We start from the raw sequence: 19,766 nt of genomic DNA, 5'->3' as shown, positions 1-19,766 counted from the left end.
CCCGCTCACCGCACCCGGAAGAAGTCGTGGCCCTGCGCCGCGAGGTTCGTCTCGGCGTTCGTGAGGGCCGTGCCGCTGAACGGGCCGACCAGCACGGTGACCTTGCGCCCGTCGGGAGCGTTCACGGTAGGCGTGTAGCCTTCCCGCCGCAGCTCCGCCACGAGGGTTTGCGCGCTCTCCACCTGGTCGAAAGCCCCCAGTTGGAGGTACACGGGAGCACTCGCCGCCGGGACGCTCGCCTTGGGCTCGGCAGCGGCGGGCGGGGTGGGCGGGGTGGGCGTGCTCGGGGCGGGGGTGGGAGCGGGGATCGCCTCGGGGGGAGCGGGGGAGTCAGGAACCAGCGCAGGTGCGGCTGAGGTGGGAGCGGTCGCCGCGGGACGGTTCGTGTCCGGTGCGGCGGGGGCCGGGGAAGGGGTGGGCTCGGCCGTGTCGCCCCGCAGGCTGCGTCCCCGGGGCGGATAGAGAACGGCTCCCGGGTAAGCCCGCCGGATATCCGCCAGGGCCCGGCGGGCGGTCGCCTCGTCCGGGAAGGGGCCGATCTGTGCCACCACCTGATCACCCAGGTCGATGGGATAGACGGTGTATCCCAGGTCGCGCACACCCTCGGTGAGGCGCTCGGCCGTGCGCCGCGTGGCGAACGAGCCCAGGCTGACCCGGTAGTCGCTGCGCAGGGGCGTGCGCCGCTCGCTCGTGGCGACCGGCGCGGCCGAGGGGGGAGGCGTGACCGTGGTCGCGGCGGGCGGCGGCGTGGAGGGGGGGGGGTCGGCCGGCTCGCTCTGCGCGGGATTCGTCGCCGTGGCGCCCGCCGGGGGAGCCTGCTCGATGGGCGCGGCCGGAACCACAGGAATCTCTGTGGTCGGTGCGGGGTCGTTGTTCTGCGCGCCCGCAGTGGCCGTGTCCGGTGTGGTCGTCGGCGCGTCGGCGGGGGTGCCCGTGTTCTCGTCGGTCACGGGGGGAGTGGTTCCCGTCGTGGCCGGAGCGGCCTCGCCCGCCTCCCCGGGGGAGGTGGAAGGCGTGACGGGTGCGGGGATGCTCCCGGTCGCGTCGCTGCCTGGCGCGGTGGGAATTGTGATGGGTTCGGGGGCCGGCTCGGTGGCGGGCGGGGTCGCCGGGGTGGGGGCCTGCGCCACCGGCTGGGGACGCTGGCCGACGAGGAGGAAGGCGAAGCCGCCGAGCAGCAGCACCACCAGCAGGCCGATCAGCACGTCGGGCCAGCGGCGGGCTTTCCCGGACGCGCGGGTCATTTCAGGGCCCCCTGCGCCCGGGCGTTGCCGAGGTTCGCGGCGGTCTTCAGCGACTGCCGGGCCTCCGCCTCGCGGGTCTGGGCACGCTGTGCGAGGCCGAGCAGGTACCAGGCCTCGTTGTTCTTCGGCTGTTCACCGACCAATCCGCGCAGCACCGCCTCGGCCTCCGGGTAACGGGCGGACGCGAGGAGCGCCGAGGCGAGATTCTGGCGCGCGGTGGGGGTGGGGTCGAGCCGCACGCTCTCGCCCAGGGCCGTGGCGGCGCCCGCGTAGTCCTTCTGGGCGTAGGCGCTCAGGCCCAGCCACAGGAACGTGTCGGCGCTGGGGGCCCCCAGGGCGCTGGAGCGCAGGGCGGCGCGCGCCGGGCCGTACTGCCCCTGGCGGTAGGCGGCGAGCCCCTGCACGAACTGGGCGCGGGCGAGGGTGGCGGGGTCGGGGCTCAGGCGTAGGGCCTGGGCAGCGTCCCGCGCCGCGTCGGCATACTGCCCCAGCGCGAGCCGCAGGGCGGCCAGGCTGGCGCGGTACCCCGCATTCTTCGGCGCGAGCCGGACGGCGCTCTGGGAGGCCGTCAGCGCCCCGGAGCGGTCCCCCCTCACGGTCCGCAGCTCGGCCAGTCGGGCGAAGGCGGCGGCGCTCCGCGTATCCGCCCGGGTCGCCTCCTGCGCGGCGAGGACGGCCCCGCGCGCGTCACCGGAAGTCGCCAGTACGTCCGCCTTGCGCAGCAGAAGTCTGGCGCGGTCCTCCCCCCGGGTCACCCGCCCGGCCGCCGCGTCGAGTTCGCGCACCGCCCGGCTGGACAGGCCCTGCGCCACGTAGATGTCGGCGACGAGGAGCGCGGCGTCCAGATGGGCGGGTTGCCGCTGCAAGACGGCGTAGGCCCCCGGCAGCGCCAGGGCGCCCTGCCCCGCGAGCGTCCGGGCCTGCGCCAGCCGGAACTGCGCGTCCACGTCGCTCGGGTCGAGGGCGGCGACCTCGGCGAGGGTGGCGCCCAGTCCCGTGAAGTCCCCGGCGCGGGTCTGCTCGGCGGCCAGGGCCCCCAGCACCTGCCGCACGGTGGCCGTGCCCGCCTTGCCGCGCGCCAGATGGGCCGCCTCGCCGTAGAACTTCAGCGCCTCGGCGTGGCGTCCCTCACGGGTGGCGATGACCCCCAGGTTATACGGCCCCTCGTAGCGGCCCGGTGCCAGGGCCATGAGCTGCGTGAACTCGAAGGCCGCGCCGCGCAGGTCGTTTTGCGCAAACAGCGTCAGGCCCAGCCCGAAGTGTGGCTCCGGCTGCGCGTAATTCTGCGCGATCAGCCGCTCGAACAGGGTGCGCGCCTGCCCGAGCTGCCCGCCGCGCAGCGCCGCCTGCGCCTGCCCGAGCGCGGCGACTTGGGCCGGAGTGAAGGGGGCGACGGGTGCGGTGGGCGGAGTGGTGGCCGCCGGGGCAGTCGGGGAGGGTGCCGTGGTGGGGGCCGGTGGGATGGGCATGGCCGGAACACGGGGGGCGGCGGGGGTGCCCGTCTGCATCAACGTGTTCTGCACGGAGACCGCAGTCGAGGTCTCGACCAGCGTCTGTGCCGAGGCGGCGGGGGTGGCGGCCAGCAAGAGGCTGAGCAGCACAAGGGGGGTAGGTTGAGTCACCGGGGGCCTCCTGTACGGGGGAACGGGGGAATCGTAACGACGCGGCTCTTTCTGAACCCTTACTCGCGGTGTGGGCGCTGGGCGCCGTAATTGTTCCACGGCAGGGCAATGGTTGTGCTGGGCGGGAGCCGTCTCCCCCGGTCTTTTGGGCCGCCGGGCCAAGAAAAATGTGCCCCCCGGTCACGGAAGGCACGTCGGGAGCTGGGGTTGGGACGTTAAGCCGGGACCGCCCCCGCCACCGCCCCGGGCCGCTTCAGGGCGAGTTGCCCGCACGCCGCCCCGGCATCCTTGCCGCGCGAACGCCTCACGCTCACGTCCACGCCGCGCGCCTCCAGCGTGTCGTAGAACGCCTGAATCTGCGCCTCCGTGCTCGACTCGAACCCCGAGCCGTCCCAGGGATTCATCGGGATCAGGTTGACGTGGCTCACCAGACCACCCAGCAGGTCGGCCAGCAGCTCCGCCTGCCAGAGATGGTCGTTCACCCCGCGCAGCATCGCGTACTCCAACGTCACCCGCCGTCCCGTCACCGCCTGGTACTCGCGGGCGGCGGCCATGATCTCGGGGATGGAGTTGGCGGCTCCGGTCGGAATGATGCGCTGGCGGGTCTCCTCGTCCGGCGCGTGCAGGCTGATCGCCAGCTTGATGCCGAGGTCATCCTCGGTGGCGAGCCTGCGGATGCCGTTCGCCAGCCCCACGGTGCTCAGCGTCACCCGCCGCTTGCTCATGCCGAGCGCCTGGGGGTGCAGGAGGATGCGGGCTGCCGCCATCGTGTTCGCGTAGTTCAGCAGCGGCTCGCCCATGCCCATGAAGACGAGGTTGCGCAGCTCGCGCGGCGCGATCCCCTCGCCGCCCGCGACCGCAAGGACCTGCCCCACGATCTCGCCCGGGGTCAGGTTGCGCCCGAAGCCCATCGCGCCCGTCGCGCAGAAGGCGCACTTGGCGGGGCAGCCCACCATTGTCGAGACGCAGATCGTCTTGCGGTCGAGATAGGGCATGTAGACGGCCTCCATCTGCCGCCCGTCCCCCAGGGTGAAGAGGTACTTGACGGAGCCGTCGGCACTACGAACCGTCTCGATGTCCTTAAAGGGGTTGAGTTTGAAGTCGGAGGCGAGGTCGGCGCGCGCCTCTGCCGGCAGGTTCGTCATGGCGTCAAACGTCCCCACGCCCTGCGCGAAGACCCACTCCAGCAGTTGCCGCCGCCGGAAGCCCTCCAGCGGGTACTCGTCAGGGTGAAGGTCGAGGAGAAGCTGCATCAGGAGAGTCTACCGTCCGGACACGGGCGGGGGGAGGGTCAGATGCACCTTGGGGGACGGATGTCCGGACGTGCAAGCAACGTCCCCCACCCACTTTCCCGTCCGCCCTACCCTGAAGCTATGGCAGCGCCCGACTCCACCCTCAGCGTCCTCGCGGCGATGATCACCCCCGCCGTGCTGATCAGCGGCGCGGGCACCCTGCTGATGAGCACGAGTACACGGCTGGGGCGCACCACCGACCGGGTGCGGCACCTGACCGCCCGCTTCAAGGTGCTCGTCAGCGAGGACGGGCAGCAAGAACCTCTGGCGCGCGAGGAAAAGCGCATGATCATCCGCCAGTTGCCCCGGCTGGCCCGCCGCAGCCGTATCATCCAGCGGGCGATGACGGCGCTGTACGTGGCGGTCGCCCTACTGGTGCTGACGAGCATCCTGATCGGCTCGGGGGCACTCTTCGGCGCGAGGTTCGGCCCTGCCCCAGTGGTCCTCGCCATCCTGGGCGCGGCGTCTCTCGCTTATGGGGCGCTGCTGTTGAGCTTCGAGACGCGGCTGAGTGCGCGGACGACGCACGAGGAGATGCAGTTCCTTGTCAACCTCGGGCAGCACTACGCCACCCTCTACAGCGATGAGGCGGAGAAGGTGGTGCGCGAGGTGTGACTACCATGCGGTGTCGCACGGGGTAGCCTCTGCCGGTGCCCCTTCATCTCGTCAACGTCAAGCCTCTGACGGCGCTACCCGTCTTCGCTCTCCTCTATAGGTGCAGTGAGCAGGATTTCGAGGAAATGACAGCCCAGATGACTGCCGCCTGGATTGCACAGGACGGCACTCGGCAAGCCGTGGGCGCCGTCGGGTTACGTCCCTCGCCTGCACACGGGGCGGAGGTGATGGGGGGTGCCTTCCCCGGCCCGGTGCAACACGAGACGGTCGTGGCGCTGATCCGGGCTGCCCTGGCGACCGAGCGCCACCTCTATGCCTACGCTGAGGCCCATCTGCTCCCCGAGGAGGCACTCAACATGGTTGGTCTGCACCCGGTCAGTGCCTACACGCGGATGACTGGCTCCCTCCCGTCTGTGCCCCCTGTCGTGCCGGACGGGTTCAGCATTGTTCCGTTGTCGGAAGTCGGCCACCTGGAAGATCGTTGGGCCGCCCAGCAGACCTACTCCGACCGCATCGGGCATACCCATGTCACTGCCCTGGCAGTGCAGCCTGACTTTGGCGGCTCCGACGACACGCTGGGTCGTCTGGCCTACGACGGCTCGGGCGTGCCTGTCGGTATCTGCCGGGCCTCGCTGCATGGCGAGCAAGCCGCGCTCGAAACCCCGGGGGTGCGCCCCGACGCAAGAGACACCGGATTAAGGCGGGCCCTCTTGCTCTCGGTCTGTGGAGCGGTACGGGTGGCGGGCGCGACCCATCTGACTTTGGAGGCTCGGGGCGACACCGCAGCGGAGCGGGCAGAGGATGAGGCGCTGGAGCTGGTGATGGAAGAATGTACACCGATCTATGCGTCAGTCACCCCTGAACCCGCCAATCCCCTCCTTCGGTAGCCGAACGGTTGTTGCCGGGCTGCCTCACCAAAGCAAAAACCCCACCCGTCTCCGAGTGGGGGTCAAGAAGCTCAGACGCGCTCAGTCCGCGTAGCCAGGAACGGTCGGCGTGCTGCCAGGGCGCGTGTCGTCGTACCGCTGGGTGCCCGTCACCGAGTCGGGGCTGCGGCTGTCCTCGCCGTACTTCTCCAGCGTGCGCTCGTCGGCGACCTGCATCTCGCGGACGGTGGTCAGACCCGTGCCCGCCGGGATCAGCTTGCCGAGGATGACGTTCTCCTTCAGCCCGATCAGGTCGTCCACCTGCCCGCGCATGGAGGCTTCCGTCAGCACGTGGGTCGTGTGCTGGAAGCTCGCCGCCGACAGCCAGCTCTTGGTCGTCAGGCTGCTCTTGGTGATGCCGAGCAAGACCGGCTTCCAGCTCGAAGGCGTCTTACCCTCGGCCAGCGCCTCGTTCGCCTGATCGACCTCCCAGCGCTCGACCGTCTGCCCTTCGAGCAGGTCGGTGTCGCCGCCGTCGGTGATCTCGACGTACCGCAGCATCTGCCGCACGATGACCTCGATGTGCTTGTCGTGCACCTTCACGCCCTGCGAGCGGTACACGCGCTGCACCTCCTCCACGAGGTAACGCTGGGCCGCGTCGGTGTCGCGGTAGAGCAGCAGGTCGTGCGGGTTCACCGCACCGCGCGTCAGGGGCTGGCCCGCCTCCACCCGGTCGCCGTCGCGGACGACGAGGCGCAGGCCCTTGCTGATCTTGGTCGCGGTCTTGGAGCTGAAGGCTTCGTCCTCGGCCTCGATGCGCACGAGGTAACGCTCCTCCTCCTCCTCGATGCGGACCACGCCGTCACGGTCGGCCACGACCGCCTGGTTCTTGGGCTTGCGCGCCTCGAACAGCTCGATCACGCGGGGGAGACCCATCGTGATGTCGCCGCCGCCCGCCACACCGCCCGTGTGGAAGGTGCGCATGGTGAGCTGCGTGCCGGGCTCGCCGATGGACTCGGCGGCGACCACGCCGACCGCCTCACCCATGCTGACGGGCTTGGCCTGCGAGAGGTCGTAGCCGTAGCACTTCTGGCACACGCCCGCCTTCACGCGGCAGTTCAGCGGCGTGCGGACGAACACCTCGCCGATGGCCTTGGCGTCCCTGGTGATCGCCTTCACGTCCTCCAGGCTGAGCATCTGCCCGGCCGGGAGGGTCCGGCCTGCGACCTCCACGTCCGCCGTCAGGGTGCGTCCGTAGATGCTCGTCTCGATTTCGCTGCCCTTGCGGGTGCGCCACTCGCCCGTGCGCTCGTCGACTGAGCCCAGCGGAATCACCGTGTAGTCGGTGGTGCCGCAGTCCACGTCGCGGACGACGACCTCGTGGGCCACGTCCACCAGCTTGCGGGTCAGGTAACCGGAGTCGGCCGTGCGAAGCGCCGTGTCCGCGCCACCCTTACGCGCGCCGTGGGTGGAGATGAAGTACTCCAGCACCGTCAGGCCCTCGCGGAAGGACGCCTTGATGGGCACCTCGATGGTCGAGCCGTCCGGGCGGGCCATCAGACCGCGCATCCCGGCGAGCTGGCGAATCTGCTGCGGGTTCCCGCGAGCGCCGGACTGCGACATGATCCACAGCGGGTTGAAGGGGTAGTTCTGCGAGAAGTTCTCGAAGACCGCGTTCTTCACCTCGTCGGTGGTGTCGTTCCAGAGCTGGACGACCTGCTTGTAGCGCTCTTCTTCTGTCATGAAGCCGAACTCGTAGTTCTGCTCGATGGACTTGAGCTTCTCGTCAGCCTCGGCCAGCAGCTCCGCCTTGTTGGGCGGCAGCACGATGTCGTCGATGCCGATGGTGATGCCCGAGGTGGTGGAGAGCTTGAACCCGCTGTCTTTCAGCGCGTCCAGCAGCCCCGCCGTCGCCTCGATCCCGAGGTGCTTGAAGCACCCCATGATCATGTCCTTCAGATTGTCCTTCTCGTACGCCGTCTCCAGGTTCACCAGCGTGTCCACGAGGTGGCCCTGCGCGCCCAGCGCCTCCTGCACCAGACGGCGGAACATCACGCGCCCGGCGGAGGTCTCGTACACGGTGCCGTTCAGGCGGATGCGCACATGGTCCTGGTAGTCGATCTCGCCGCGCTCGACGGCCATGATCGCCTCGTCGGGGCTGGAGAAGACGTACTTGATGCGCCCGGGGCTCGTCTCGGTCCCGTTGACCGTGATCGGCGTGTTCAGCGCGACCTTGCCGTCGCTGAGCGCCGCCAGCGCGTCCTGCTCACTCCCGAACTCACTCCCCGCGCCCAGGTTGTCCTTGCGGAGCTGGGTCAGCGTGAAGATGCCGAGGATGATGTCGCGGCTGGGCTTGACGTTGGGCTCGCCGTTCGCGGGCGAGAGCAGGTTGTGCGCCGAGAGCATCTGGATGCGCGCTTCCGCCTGCGCCTGCGCGCTCAGCGGGACGTGGATCGCCATCTGGTCGCCGTCGAAGTCGGCGTTGAACGCCTCACAGACCAGCGGGTGAAGCTGGATGGACTGACCCTCGACCAGCACCGGCTCGAACGCCTGGATGCCGAGGCGGTGCAGGGTGGGCGCGCGGTTGAGCAGCACGACCTTGTCCTCGATGACCTCTTCCAGCGCGTCCCACACGCTGTCGCGGGTGTCGCGGTAGCGCTCCAGCATCTTGCGGGCCTGCTTGATATTGGTGACCTCGCCCTTCTCCTCCAGCACCTTGAACAGGAACGGCTTGAAGAGTTCGAGGGCCATGCGCTTCGGCACGCCGCACTGGTGCAGCTTGAGCTGCGGGCCCACCACGATCACCGAGCGGCCCGAGTAGTCCACGCGCTTGCCGAGCAGGTTCTGCCGGAAGCGGCCCTGCTTGCCGCCGAGCAGGTCGGTCAGCGAGCGCAGGCTGCGGTCGGAGCCGGGGTTGGTGACCGGGCTGCCGCGCCGCCCGTTGTCGATGAGCGCGTCCACGGCCTCCTGAAGCATCCGCTTCTCGTTGCGGATGATCATGTCGGGCGCGCCCTGGCTCATCAGCTTCTTGAGGCGGTTGTTGCGGTTGATCAGGCGGCGGTACAGGTCGTTGAGGTCGGAGGTGGCGAAGCGCCCACCGTCCACCTGCACCATCGGCCGGAGGTCGGGCGGCATGACCGGCACCGTCTCCATGATCATCCACGAGGGGCTGTTGCCGCTGCGCTTGAAGGAGCGGGCGACCTCCAACCGCTTGCGGGCCTTGGCGCGCTTGTGACGGCTCGAATCCTTCATCTGCTCGCCGAGTTCGGCCTCCAGCACGTCGAGGTCGAGGTCGTCGAGGAGTTCCTTGACCGCCTCGGCGCCCATCTTGGCCTCGAAGTCGTAGGACTCGATGACCCGCACCTGCTTGCGAACGAGATCGATCTCGATGCGGCCGCTGATCTCGGAGCGGAGGTTGCCGGAGTCGGCCAGCTCGTCGCCGGGCTCCACGCGGTCGCCGTTCACGACGAGGGGCTCGTCCTGGTAGGCGTACACCTTCGCCTTGGAGACGATGATGCTCGCGGGGGCGTGCAGCGTGATCACGCCGTCGGCCTCGGCCACGACCTCTTCATCCTTGTCGATGGCGCCGACGACCTTCTGGCCCTTGCGGACTTCCGAGCCGTCGCCCACGAGGACGTGCATGGTCGGGTTGATGGGGTACTCGGCGCGGCGGGTCCAGTGGACGCTCACCTTCACGTCGCCCTTCTTCTTGGGGAAGGTAACTTCGCTGAGGCGGCTGTCGCGGCTCACGCGCAGGCGGTCACCCGCCGAGGCGGTCGCCAGCACGGCTCCGGCCTCCACGATCTCGCCGGGGACGACGGCCACGTTCATGCCGTGGGGCACGTACACGCGGGTCAGAATCTCACCCAGCGGTGCGGCCTGCTCCTCCTCGCCCTCGACGGGTTCGGGGGCGGCCACGGTGTCGCGCAGCTCGATGAGCACGCTGTCCTCGCCGAGGTCTACGAGGAAGGCGGTGCCGTCCACGGGGCTCGTGATCTGCATGTCCTGTTCGAGTTCGCTGAGGATGTCACCGGCGCGGAAGGCGTCCTGCTCCACCAGCACGTCGGCGGGCAGGGGCAGCGAGGCCTCAACCTGCTCGGCGTAGGCGATCTCGGCGCGGCGGGGGAAGCGGTACTGCGCCAGGCCGTCCATCTTGCTCACGACGTTGCCGCCGAGGGACTGGCCGCGCGTCACGTACTCGCCGTCACGGATGTTGGCTTCCTGCCCGTTCGGGATGGCGTAGGTCTCCTGCCGCCCGAAGCGCAGCTCGCGGTACTCGTCGTCGCTCAGGAGTTCGCCGCGCTTGAGCGGGCGCCCGTCCTTCTGCGCGTTCAGGGGCTGGGTGACCAGGAAGGAGCTGAAGTACAGCACCTTCTCCAGTTGCCCGGCAGACAGGTCTAGCAACGTGCCGATCTTGCTCGGCGTGTCCTTCACGTACCAGATGTGCGCGGCGGGGGTCGCCAGGTCGATGTGACCCATGCGGTAGCGGCGCACCTTGGAGGAGGTCACTTCCACGCCACAGCGCTCGCAGACCTTGCCCTCGTAGCGCTGGCGCTTGTACTTCCCGCAGGCGCACTCGTAGTCCTTCATCGGCCCGAAGATGCGCTCGTCGAACAGACCTTCGCGCTCGGGCTTGAGGGTGCGGTAATTGATGGTTTCCGGCTTCTCGACCTCGCCGAACGACCACTCGCGAATCTTCGCGGGGCTGGCGATGGCGATGCGGACCTTGTTGAAGTCTTTCACGGCTTCTCCTGTGAGAGAGGCTTGTTGTTGCTGGGGAGTCTGAGGGCTCTGGGGCTGTCGGCTTCTCGGCCCTCAGACGGAGGCGTCAGCGCCTTAGCGCTTCGGCATCATCCCTTCGAAGATGTCCACGGCCTTGTCGCCGTTGTCGAGCACCTCGACATCCAGGCCGAGGGAGTGGAGTTCCTTCACGAGCACCTTGAAGGACTCGGGGATGGTGCTGCCGGACACTTCCTCGCCCTTGACGATGCTCTGGTAGGCGGCGTCGCGTCCGTCGATGTCGTCGGACTTGATCGTCAGCATCTCCTGGAGGGTGTGCGCCGCGCCGTAAGCTTCGAGTGCCCACACTTCCATCTCGCCGAAGCGCTGGCCGCCGAACTGCGCCTTACCGCCGAGCGGCTGCTGGGTGATCAGGGAGTACGGGCCGGTCGAGCGGGCGTGCAGCTTGTCCTCGACCATGTGGTAGAGCTTCATGACGTACATGGTGCCCACCACGACCGGACCACTGATAGGCTCGCCGGTGCGCCCGTCGAACAGCACGCTCTTGCCAGTGCGGGCGAGCTGCATCTGGGCGGGCTCGTAGTCCTCGCTCGGCGGGTTGATGACGCCCAACTTGCCGGCGCGCTCCAGCACTTCCTGCTCGCGCTTGTCCACCTCGAAGCCCTCGTCCTTGCGACGTTGCAGGCGTTCGGCGGCGGCGACCTCCAGCATCTCCTTGATGGCGATCTCGGTGGCGCTGTCGAACACGGGCGTCACGAACTTCTGCCCGGTCAGGCGCGCGACCTCGCCGAGGTGCGTCTCCAGAATCTGACCCAGGTTCATGCGGCTGGGCACGCCGAGGGGGTTGAACACGAGGTCCACGGGGGTGCCGTCTTCCAGGTAGGGCATGTCCTCGGGGGGCAGGATCTTGGAGACCACACCCTTGTTCCCGTGGCGGTTCGCCACCTTGTCGCCGACCTGAAGCTGGCGCTTCTGGGCCACGTACACGCGCACCATCTCGCGCACGCCGGGCTTGAGGTCCACGCCCTCGTCGCCGCGGCGGAAGCGCACGGTCTTTACCACGATGCCGCCCTGGCCCGACTGCACACGCAGGGAGGTGTCCTTCACCTCGCGCGCCTTCTCGCCGAAGATCGAGCGGAGCAGACGCTCTTCGGGGGTCGGCTCGCTCTCGCCCTTGAAGCTCGTCTTGCCGACGAGGATGTCGCCGGGCTTGACTTCGGCGCCCACGCGCACGATGCCGTCCTCGTCGAGGTCACGCAGCGCGGCTTCCGAGAGCCCCGGAATATCGCGGGTAATCTTCTCCGGGCCGAGCTTGGTGTCACGGGCCTCGATCTCGTCCTTCTCGATGTGGACCGAGGTGTAGAAGTCCTTGCGGACGAGCCCTTCGGAGATGCAGATCGCGTCCTCGAAGTTGAAGCCGTCGAAGGGCATGATGGCGATGGTAATGTTCTGGCCGAGCGCCAGCCGCCCGAGGTCGGAAGCAGGGCCGTCGGCGATGACCTGCCCGGGCCGCACTTCCTCGCCCACGCTCACGATGGGGTGCTGGTCGAGGTTGGTGCCCTGGTTGCTGCGGGTGAAGCGGACAAGCTCGAAGGTGCGGATGTTGCCCGTCACCATGCCCGCCTGGGGCGCGTCCTCGGTCAGCGTCACCTGGATGACGCGCGAGTCCACGTAACTCACGCGGCCCGTCACGTCGCTGATCACGCTGGTGCCCGAGTCCGTCACCACGCGCTCCTCGACGCCCGTGCCCACGGCGGGGCTGTCGGCGCGCACGAGCGGCACGGCCTGCGACTGCATGTTGGAACCCATGAGCGCGCGGTTCGCGTCGTCGTGCTCCAGGAAGGGGATCAGCGACGTGTTGATCGAGACGATCTGCTTGGGCGACACGTCCATGAAGTCCACTTCGTCGGGCGTGTAGAGCAGCGGGTCCCCCTTGCGGCGGGCCAGCACCCGCTCGTCGGCGAAGGTGCCGTCACCGTTCAGCGGCGAGTTCGCCTGCGCGATGGTGTAGCGGTCCTCGATGTCGGCGGTCATGTAGATCACGTCGTCGGTGACCTTGCCGCCCTCGACCCGGCGGTACGGCGCCTCGATGAAGCCCAGCTCGTTGACCTTACTGTAGCTCGACAGCGAGGAGATCAGGCCGATGTTGGCACCTTCCGGCGTCTCGATGGGGCAGATGCGCCCGTAGTGCGTACGGTGCACGTCGCGCACGTCGAAGCCCGCCCGCTCGCGCGTCAGGCCGCCCGGCCCCAGCGCCGAGATACGGCGCTTGTGACGGAGGTCCGACAGCGGGTTGGTCTGGTCCTTGAATTGGGAAAGCTGGCTGCGCCCGAAGAACTCGCGCATCGCCGCCACGATGGGGCGATTGTTCACGAGCTTGGTCGGGGTCGCCGCGTCGGGGTTGCCAAGCAACATCCGCTCGCGCACGCCGCGCGCCATGCGGCCCATGCCCACCCGGAGCTGGTCGGCGAGCAGTTCGCCCACCGTGCGGACACGGCGGTTGCCGAGGTGGTCGATGTCGTCTTCCGTGACGGGCACGTCGTTCACTACACCGTCCGCGTCCGCGCCGAGTCCCACGGTCTCCAGGCCGCGTTGCAGCGCCATCAGGTAGCGGATGGTGTCCACCAGACCCGCGTCGCTGAACTTGCCGTCCTGGAAGGTCAGCAGCGTGCGCTCCTCGCGGTTCACGCCCAGCTTGGTGTTCATCTTGAAGCGGCCGGGCTCGCCCAGGTCGTACCTCTTGGGGTCGGCGAGCAGCCCGTAGAGGTACTGGATCGCCTTGTCGCGCTTGGGCGGGTCGCCAGGGCGCAGCACGGTGAAGAGGCGCAGCAGGGCCTCGTCGGCGCTCATGCCCGCGCTCTTGTCCTCGGGCAGCTCGGCGTCGGGCTCGAACTCGGTGAACAGCGCCTTGAGCTGCGCGTCGTCGTAACCGAGGACCCGCAGCAGCATTGCCACCGGGAACTTGCGCTTGTTGACCTTCATCTCCAGCACACCCGCGTTCATCTCCAGCTCAATCCACGGGCCGCGCTTGGGCATGGGGATGATGGCGGCGGTGTAGAGCTTCTTGATCCCCTTGTAGCTCAACGTGAAGTACACGCCGGGCGAGCGGTGAATCTGCGAGATCACCACGCGGTCTGCCCCATTGATGACAAACGAGCCGTCCTCGGTCATCAGCGGCAGGTCGCCCAGGAACACCTGGTCTTCCTTGATCAGGCCGCTGTCCTTGTGGATCAGTTGGAGCTTGGCGTACATCGGCGCCTGGTAGGTTAGGTCCTTCTCGCGGCACTCCTCGGGGGTGTAGGGCGGCTCGCCGAGGCGGTACTCCAGAAAGTCGAGCACGAGGCCCGTGGAGCGCCCCTTCTCGGTCTCGTCGATGGGGAAGACCTCGCGGAAGGCGCTCTGGAGCCCGGTGTTGTCGCGGCGGTCGGGCGCCTTATCGGCTTGCAGGAACGCCTTGAAGGAGTTGACCTGCACTTCGGTCAGGTTCGGCAGCGGAATCACTTCGGTGATTTCACCGAAACGCTCGATGCGCGGTTTCTGGCTGCTTAGGCTCATTCACACCTCGCGCCCAGGGTGATGCCCTGTGCCGCCCCGGGGCAGAGAACGGCGCAGGCGGGACCCCAGCCACTCCGGCCGTGTCCCTGAAGAAAAGTGCTAAATTGAGGAGTCCAAAAAGGGAAGAACTCGTGCCTGCAAGGGTCTCCTGTCCGGCCCATCATGGCTGGCGACCAGGGAGTATAGACCCTGACTATCCGGGCTGTCAAGCCCCTCCGCATCCGACGGTGCTCTTCTCTCCAGATTCTCCACGGTTTTTCGTGCCCTGGGACGCCCCTTCTGGAACCGCCACGCAGGTCAGGCCGTACCATCAGGTATGAATCCGTTCGCCATCTTCAACCAGGCGCCCTGGTTGTTCACCGTTTTTACCATTCTGAACGTCATTTTTCTGGTCCACGCCATCGTCACCCGGCGGGGGGTCATCTGGATCGCCGTGCTGGGGTTCAGTCTGTTCGTGGGCGGATTTCTGGGCGTGCTGATCTACTTTTTTCTGGAGTTCCTGCCCACCCTGCGGGGCAGCGGGCGCCGGGCCGGGGCCGCGCTGGGGGCGGGTCTGGAGGCGATCAAGCCGCTCGACACCCGCATCCGGGAGGCGCAGGCGGAACTCGCCGAGAGCGACACCCTCGCCAACAGGGCCGATCTGGCCGCGCTTCAGGCCCGTGCGGGGCGACCCGACGAGGCGCAGGCCAGCCTCCAGCCACTCCTGAACGGCATCTATGCCGACGATCCGGTCGTGCTGCTGACCAGCGCCGAACTCGAACTCGCGCGGGGAAACGCTGCCGCCGCCGAAAAGCTGCTCAATCGGGTAGACCTCAAGACAAGTGCCGCCACCCGCACCCGCAGCCTGACCCTGCTCGCGCAGGCGCAGGAGGCCCAGGGCAAAACCGCCGAGGCCGACGGGACCTACCGCGACGCCATGACCGCCGCCACGACGGAGGAACCACGCGCCCGCTACGCCGCCTTCCTCCTAAAGCAGGGGAGGCGGGACGAGGCCCGGCAGATTCTCGACCAGCTTGAAAAAACAGAACGCCGGGCCACCAATCTCTATCGCCGCCAGGAGCGCGAGTGGTTCCAGATGGCGGCGGGTCTGCGGCGGGAGCTGAGGTGAGCCTGTATCAGCCGGAAGTGGTGACCTTATGGATTGTCGAGGCTCCAGACGAACAGACGCTCCATAACAGCCTGGGGACAGACGCTCCATAACAGCCTGGGGTTCACCTACGACGAGGACGGCGAAGTGGTGCTCTCGCCCTTTGCCTCCGCGTTTCGGCTTGGCTGGTACGACGAAGACTTTGCCGAAATACATTTCGGTCGTCTTGCACGAGAACTCTTGTTGGAGGCAGCAGAGACTTGGCACACGCTAGATGAGCAGGCTTTACCCAGATTCCCCGCTGGCGAATGGAATGGCCTCTACATCGTAACTGGAGGAGCAGGTGAAGAGTGGTCAGCTCCAAACGCCCGTCCCCCCATGCCTCACGGAGAGGTCAGGAGGGGAGACGGTGTTCAAGCTCGTGGACACCCTTCACGTCCTCTACCGCCCGGCATAACAAAACCCCCAACCTCGCGGCTGGGGGCTTGAACTTGCTCGCTTCTCCGCTTACCAGCGGTCGTCGCGGTCGCGGCGGGGGGGACGGCTGCTGTAGCCGCCGCCGGAGCTCCCACTGCTGTCGCTCGCCGGGGCCGCCTTGGTCACGACGATGTTCTTGGCCTGGGGGCCCTTGCCGCGCTGGCCGGGCTCGATCTCGAACTCGACCTCATCGCCCTCGTTGAGCTTCTTGAAGCCCTGGGCCTGGATCGCGCTGAAATGCGCGAACACGTCGGGGCTGCCTTCCGTCTCGATGAATCCGTAACCCTTTTCCGCGTTAAACCACTTCACTCTGCCTACTGCCATGCTCGACTCCTCGTCATCCCCAGCCAAAAAGGACGGGTTGGCTGTTTACCCAACCGCGCCTCTTCTAGGAACTTCCTGGGAAAATAACCACCTTAATATGACTGCCTTCCCCCGCCAGAGTAGTGTGCCAGATCACACTGAGCGGGTGGGCCAAGAAAAACCCCCGACCTTGCGGCTGGGGGCTGCACTCCCGGTGGGGGTGGGGATCAGCGGACTTCGACCTTGGCGCCCGCACCTTCGAGCTGGGCGCGGAACTTGTCGGCGTCTTCCTTGCTGACGCCTTCCTTGATCGCGCCGCCCTTCTCGCTGAGGTCCTTGGCTTCCTTGAGGCCCAGGCCGGTGATGGCGCGGATCTCCTTGATGACGTTGATCTTGCTCGCGCCCGCGTCCACCAGCACGACGTCGAACTCGGTCTTCTCCTCGGCCGGGGCCGCGTCGGCAGCCGCGCCGCCACCGCTGACCGCCACGGCAGCGGTCACGCCCCACTGGGCCTTGAGACCATCGATGAGATCGGCGAGTTCCATGATGGTGAGGGTGCTGAGCTGGTCGATCAGAGCCTGCTTGTCGTAAGCCATGGGGTGAGTCCTCCTGGACTGAATTTTTGGAACTGGGGAAGAGTGGTGCGTTTAGGCAGCCTCGGTCGCGCCGCCGAGCTTCTCGCGGTAGGCTTCGAGGATGCCGACGAAGTTGCTGAGGTGCGCGCTGAGCACGCCCACGAACTCGCCCTGAAGGCTCTGCTTGCTGCCGAGGTTGGCGAGACGTTCGATCACGCGCACGTCCACGCGCTGCCCCTCGACGAAGCCGCCCTTCATGGCAGGGATGCCCCGGTCGTTGCCCTTGGCCGCGTCGCTGAGCGTCTTGGCGATGCCCGCCGGATCGTCCTGCGCGAGCACGAGGGCGCTGGGTCCCTGGAGGGCGTCCGCGAAGTCGCGCCCGCCGTCCTGAAGGGCCAGGTTGATCAACGTGTTCTTGGCGACGATGAGCTGGCCGCCCTTCGTCCGAATGTCTTGCCGCAGCTTCGTGAGCTGTCCGGCGGTGAGGCCTTGGTAATCGACGACGTAGAACGTCTCGACGCCCGTCAGGCTCTCACGCAGGCTGCCCAGGGTCTGCATGTTCTTTTCGTTCGCCACGCTTGAAGACCTCCTGTGTGGTGAACAAGTTCAGGTGCGCTTGTCACGCCCTGACAACTCGGCGGGATATTTAAACCTGGCTGCGGTCCCCGCTGTCTACGGTGCCATTTGAAGAAGGTGCAAGAAGCGCACCGGGGTGCCGAAGGAGTATAGGGGAGAAAGGGGCCTGTGGTCTCCTCCCTCCCCGTGGAAATCAGGCCTGCGCACCCAGCGTCAGGGGAATGCTCGGCCCCATCGTGGTCGTCAGGTGCGCGCTGCGGAGGTACACGCCCTTGGCGGCGCCGGGCTTGGCGGCCTCCAGGGCATTCAGCAGGGCCGTATAGTTCGCGCTGAGGTTGCCCGATTCGAAGCTCGCCTTCCCGATGGGCGCGTGCACCACGCCCGTCTTGTCGTTGCGAAACTCGATGCGGCCCGCCTTGAGCCCGCGTACCATTCCCGCCACGTCCGTGCCGACCGTCCCGCTCTTGGGGTTGGGCAGCAGGCCGCGCGGCCCAAGGAGACGGGCGAGGCGCTGGCCGACGAGGGCCATCACGTCGGGCGTCGCCACCACGGCGTCAAAGTCGAGAAAGCCGTTCGCAATGCGCTCGATCAGGTCCTCGGCGCCCACCACGTCCGCTCCGGCGGCCTCCGCAGCGGCCACGTTATCGCCCCGGGTGATCACCGCGACGCGCACGCTGCGGCCCGTGCCGTGGGGCAGGGACACCGTGCCGCGCACGTTCTGATCACTCTTGCGGGGGTCGATCCCCAGGCGGAAGTGCACTTCCACCGTCTCGTCGAACTTCGCGGTGGCGAGTTCCCTGACGAGCGTGGCGGCCTCGTCGATGGTGTACTGCTTGGAGCGGTCCACCCGGTCTACCAGGGCGCGGTAACGCTTGCCGTGCTTAGGCATGGGGGGCCCCCTCGATGGTCACGCCCATGCTGCGGGCGGTACCGGCCACGGTGTTCGCGGCGGCCTCGACGCTCCCGGCGTTCAGGTCAGGCATCTTGGTGCGGGCGATCTCCATGACCTGATCCCAGTTCAGCTTGCCGACCTTGGCCTTGTTGGGGGTGGCGCTGCCCTTCTGGAGCCCCGCCGCCTTGCGGATCAGGTAGCTCATGGGCGGCGTCTTGGTGATGAAGGTAAAGGAGCGGTCTGCGTAGATGGTGATCTCCACGGGGATGATCGCGTCACCCTTGTCGGCGGTCGCCGCGTTGAACTCCTTCGTGAACCCCATGATGTTCGCGCCGTACTGGCCGAGCGCGGGCCCCACGGGCGGGGCGGGCGTCGCCTTTCCGGCCGGAAGCTGAAGCTTCACGATCCCGGTCACTTTCTTTGCCATGCTGTTTCCTCCTTAGCTCCCCCGGCGTCTCTCCGTCCCATTGGGCACAGGGAGGGGCGGGGTGCGGGCGCTAAGTTCCGCAGTCGGAAAGCCCTGGGGCCACCACTGCGGCAACTTTGCAAGTCTACAGGTCCGGGGCAAGGCTGCCAACCCCGCCCCGCCGACCTACTTGGCGACCTGCGCGAAGTCGAGTTCGACGGGCGTCTCGCGGCCGAAGATGCTCACGAGCACCTTGACCTTCGCCTGCGGGGCGTTGACCTCGCTGATCACGCCGCTGAAATCGGCGAAAGGTCCACCCGTCACGCGAACCATGTCGCCCGGCTTGAGGTTGACCTTGACGCGGGGCGCTTCCTCCTGGGGCTGCGCCGCCACGCCCACCGAGGCGAGCAGGCGCTGCACCTCGTCGGGCGAGAGGGGCACCGGCCGGGTTGCCGTGCCGACAAAACCGGTGACGCCGTTCGTCCCGCGCACGACCTCCCACGACTCACCGAGTTCCCCCGGGGAATCGTCGTCTTCCACGTCCATCTGCACGAAGACGTAGCCCGGGAAGAGCTTGCGCTCGACCTCGACCTTCTTGCCGCCCTCCTGCAACTCCATCGCCTTTTCCTTGGGCTGGAGAACCTGGAAAATCTTGGAGTGGAGCATCCCGAGCTTCCGGGCGCGCTCCATCAGGTGCTGCTCCACGCGGTCTTCCTGACCGACGTAGGTGTGCACCGCGTACCACTCGATGCTCACGGCAGCACCGCCCGCACGAGCGCGCCGAAAAGGGAGTCCATCGCGAACACGATCAGGGTCAGGGCGACCACGAAGATCAAGACGGCCTGCGTGCCCTCGATGACGCCCTGCCGCGTAGGCCACGTCACACGCGCCAGTTCCGCGCGGGAGTCCCGCAAGTACTGAATCAGTTTCATCCGCTCACCTGGTTGCCGCCGTCACGTTCAGGCGGAGAGGAAGGTGGGACCTGGCCGGGCCATCAAAGCAGCCCGGTCCCGGTCTCAGACCTTCTTCTCCTTGAACACGACATGCTTTTTCGCCACGGGGTCGTACTTGCGCAGTTCCATCTTGGCCTGCGTGTTGCGGCGGTTCTTGGTGGTCGTGTAATAAAAGCCCGTGCCAGCGGTGCTTTCCATCTTCACGATGATGCGAGGTCCGTCTTTCGCCATGTTGGTGCTCCTTTCGCGCGGCCCCGGCCTTGGCCGAAAGCCGTGCTCCCAGCCCGCCGGTCGGGGCCGGGGTCGCTGGTAAAAGCCCGCCTTGGGGCGGGCAACATTGGAAGTATAGGCAGTTGGAAGGGGGGTGTCCACCCTGTGGCCGATAAAACAAGGGGGGGAGGCCGATCAAGCCTCCCCCGGTCACTCTGGCAGGTGCCCGAGCTTACTCCAGGACCTTGGTGACGACGCCGGCGCCGACGGTGCGGCCACCCTCACGGATGGCAAAGCGCAGGCCCTCCTCCATGGCGATGGGCTTGATCAGCTCCACCGTGAAGGTCACGTTG

General features: G+C 67.7%; 18 protein-coding genes. 4 read left to right on the top strand and 14 right to left on the bottom strand.

Features of this window, described 5'->3' with window-relative positions:
- Window positions 1–5: 5 nt before the first annotated feature.
- From IC605_RS13820 to rlmN, 3 genes are all read right to left on the bottom strand, one after another.
- Window positions 6–1,244 (bottom strand): SPOR domain-containing protein, encoded by a 1,239-nt coding sequence (locus IC605_RS13820; protein ID WP_216325147.1) that lies wholly within the window; start codon window positions 1,242–1,244, stop codon window positions 6–8.
- On the bottom strand, window positions 1,241–2,866 hold the full coding sequence (locus IC605_RS13815) for a tetratricopeptide repeat protein (RefSeq protein WP_343216619.1): 1,626 nt from the start codon (window positions 2,864–2,866) through the stop codon (window positions 1,241–1,243). Before IC605_RS13815 ends, IC605_RS13820 begins: the two co-directional genes overlap by 4 nt.
- A gap of 215 nt (window positions 2,867–3,081) precedes the next feature.
- On the bottom strand, window positions 3,082–4,119 hold the full coding sequence (rlmN, locus tag IC605_RS13810; RefSeq protein ID WP_216325145.1) for a dual-specificity RNA methyltransferase RlmN: 1,038 nt from the start codon (window positions 4,117–4,119) through the stop codon (window positions 3,082–3,084).
- A gap of 120 nt (window positions 4,120–4,239) precedes the next feature.
- On the opposite strand from rlmN, the gene IC605_RS13805 reads away from it, so the two are divergent.
- Window positions 4,240–4,773 (top strand): DUF2721 domain-containing protein, encoded by a 534-nt coding sequence (locus IC605_RS13805; RefSeq protein ID WP_216325143.1) that lies wholly within the window; start codon window positions 4,240–4,242, stop codon window positions 4,771–4,773.
- Window positions 4,774–4,808: 35 nt separating this feature from the next.
- The gene (locus tag IC605_RS13800) at window positions 4,809–5,660 is read left to right on the top strand and encodes a hypothetical protein (RefSeq protein WP_216325141.1); all 852 of its coding nucleotides are present in this window, start codon (window positions 4,809–4,811) and stop codon (window positions 5,658–5,660) included.
- A gap of 81 nt (window positions 5,661–5,741) precedes the next feature.
- Here IC605_RS13800 and rpoC read toward each other — a convergent pair whose 3' ends face one another.
- The gene (rpoC, locus tag IC605_RS13795; protein WP_216325140.1) at window positions 5,742–10,382 is read right to left on the bottom strand and encodes a DNA-directed RNA polymerase subunit beta'; all 4,641 of its coding nucleotides are present in this window, start codon (window positions 10,380–10,382) and stop codon (window positions 5,742–5,744) included.
- A gap of 93 nt (window positions 10,383–10,475) precedes the next feature.
- Complete coding sequence (gene rpoB / locus IC605_RS13790) at window positions 10,476–13,934, bottom strand: DNA-directed RNA polymerase subunit beta (protein ID WP_216325138.1); 3,459 nt, start codon at window positions 13,932–13,934, stop codon at window positions 10,476–10,478.
- 316 nt (window positions 13,935–14,250) lie between these two features.
- Between rpoB and IC605_RS13785 the strand changes: the two genes are divergently transcribed.
- Both IC605_RS13785 and IC605_RS25580 read left to right on the top strand, forming a co-directional pair.
- The gene (locus IC605_RS13785; protein WP_216325136.1) at window positions 14,251–15,042 is read left to right on the top strand and encodes a hypothetical protein; all 792 of its coding nucleotides are present in this window, start codon (window positions 14,251–14,253) and stop codon (window positions 15,040–15,042) included.
- A 33-nt stretch (window positions 15,043–15,075) separates the two neighbouring features.
- Complete coding sequence (locus IC605_RS25580) at window positions 15,076–15,510, top strand: immunity 22 family protein (protein WP_216325134.1); 435 nt, start codon at window positions 15,076–15,078, stop codon at window positions 15,508–15,510.
- Between the two features lie 18 nt (window positions 15,511–15,528).
- On the opposite strand, the gene IC605_RS13775 is transcribed toward IC605_RS25580, so the two are convergent.
- The 9 genes from IC605_RS13775 to IC605_RS13735 form a co-directional block, all read right to left on the bottom strand.
- Entirely contained in the window at window positions 15,529–15,822 is a 294-nt protein-coding gene (locus IC605_RS13775) for a cold-shock protein (protein WP_216325131.1), read from the bottom strand.
- A 206-nt stretch (window positions 15,823–16,028) separates the two neighbouring features.
- Window positions 16,029–16,397, bottom strand: coding sequence for a 50S ribosomal protein L7/L12 (gene rplL / locus IC605_RS13770; protein ID WP_216325128.1), 369 nt, complete (start codon window positions 16,395–16,397; stop codon window positions 16,029–16,031).
- Window positions 16,398–16,448: 51 nt separating this feature from the next.
- On the bottom strand, window positions 16,449–16,952 hold the full coding sequence (gene rplJ / locus IC605_RS13765; RefSeq protein WP_216325125.1) for a 50S ribosomal protein L10: 504 nt from the start codon (window positions 16,950–16,952) through the stop codon (window positions 16,449–16,451).
- A 193-nt stretch (window positions 16,953–17,145) separates the two neighbouring features.
- Window positions 17,146–17,841, bottom strand: a complete 696-nt coding sequence (gene rplA / locus IC605_RS13760; RefSeq protein WP_216325121.1) for a 50S ribosomal protein L1 — start codon at window positions 17,839–17,841, stop codon at window positions 17,146–17,148.
- Window positions 17,834–18,271, bottom strand: a complete 438-nt coding sequence (gene rplK, locus IC605_RS13755; protein ID WP_102128600.1) for a 50S ribosomal protein L11 — start codon at window positions 18,269–18,271, stop codon at window positions 17,834–17,836. The genes rplA and rplK overlap by 8 nt, the downstream gene beginning before the upstream one ends.
- A 165-nt stretch (window positions 18,272–18,436) precedes the next feature.
- Window positions 18,437–19,006 carry a transcription termination/antitermination protein NusG gene (gene nusG / locus IC605_RS13750; RefSeq protein WP_216325117.1) on the bottom strand — a complete coding sequence of 190 codons (570 nt, stop codon included), beginning with the start codon at window positions 19,004–19,006 and terminating at the stop codon, window positions 18,437–18,439.
- Entirely contained in the window at window positions 19,003–19,182 is a 180-nt protein-coding gene (gene secE, locus IC605_RS13745; RefSeq protein WP_216325105.1) for a preprotein translocase subunit SecE, read from the bottom strand. Before secE ends, nusG begins: the two co-directional genes overlap by 4 nt.
- A gap of 84 nt (window positions 19,183–19,266) precedes the next feature.
- Complete coding sequence (gene rpmG / locus IC605_RS13740) at window positions 19,267–19,434, bottom strand: 50S ribosomal protein L33 (protein WP_012692576.1); 168 nt, start codon at window positions 19,432–19,434, stop codon at window positions 19,267–19,269.
- Window positions 19,435–19,645: 211 nt separating this feature from the next.
- A partial coding sequence (locus tag IC605_RS13735; RefSeq protein WP_216325569.1) for an EF-Tu C-terminal domain-related protein occupies window positions 19,646–19,766 on the bottom strand: 121 nt, incomplete at its 5' end.

This window comes from Deinococcus aestuarii (assembly GCF_018863415.1).
Taxonomy (GTDB): domain Bacteria; phylum Deinococcota; class Deinococci; order Deinococcales; family Deinococcaceae; genus Deinococcus; species Deinococcus aestuarii.
The sequence above is the reverse complement of the archived record's forward strand: the minus strand, read 5'-3'. Positions and strand labels throughout refer to the sequence as shown.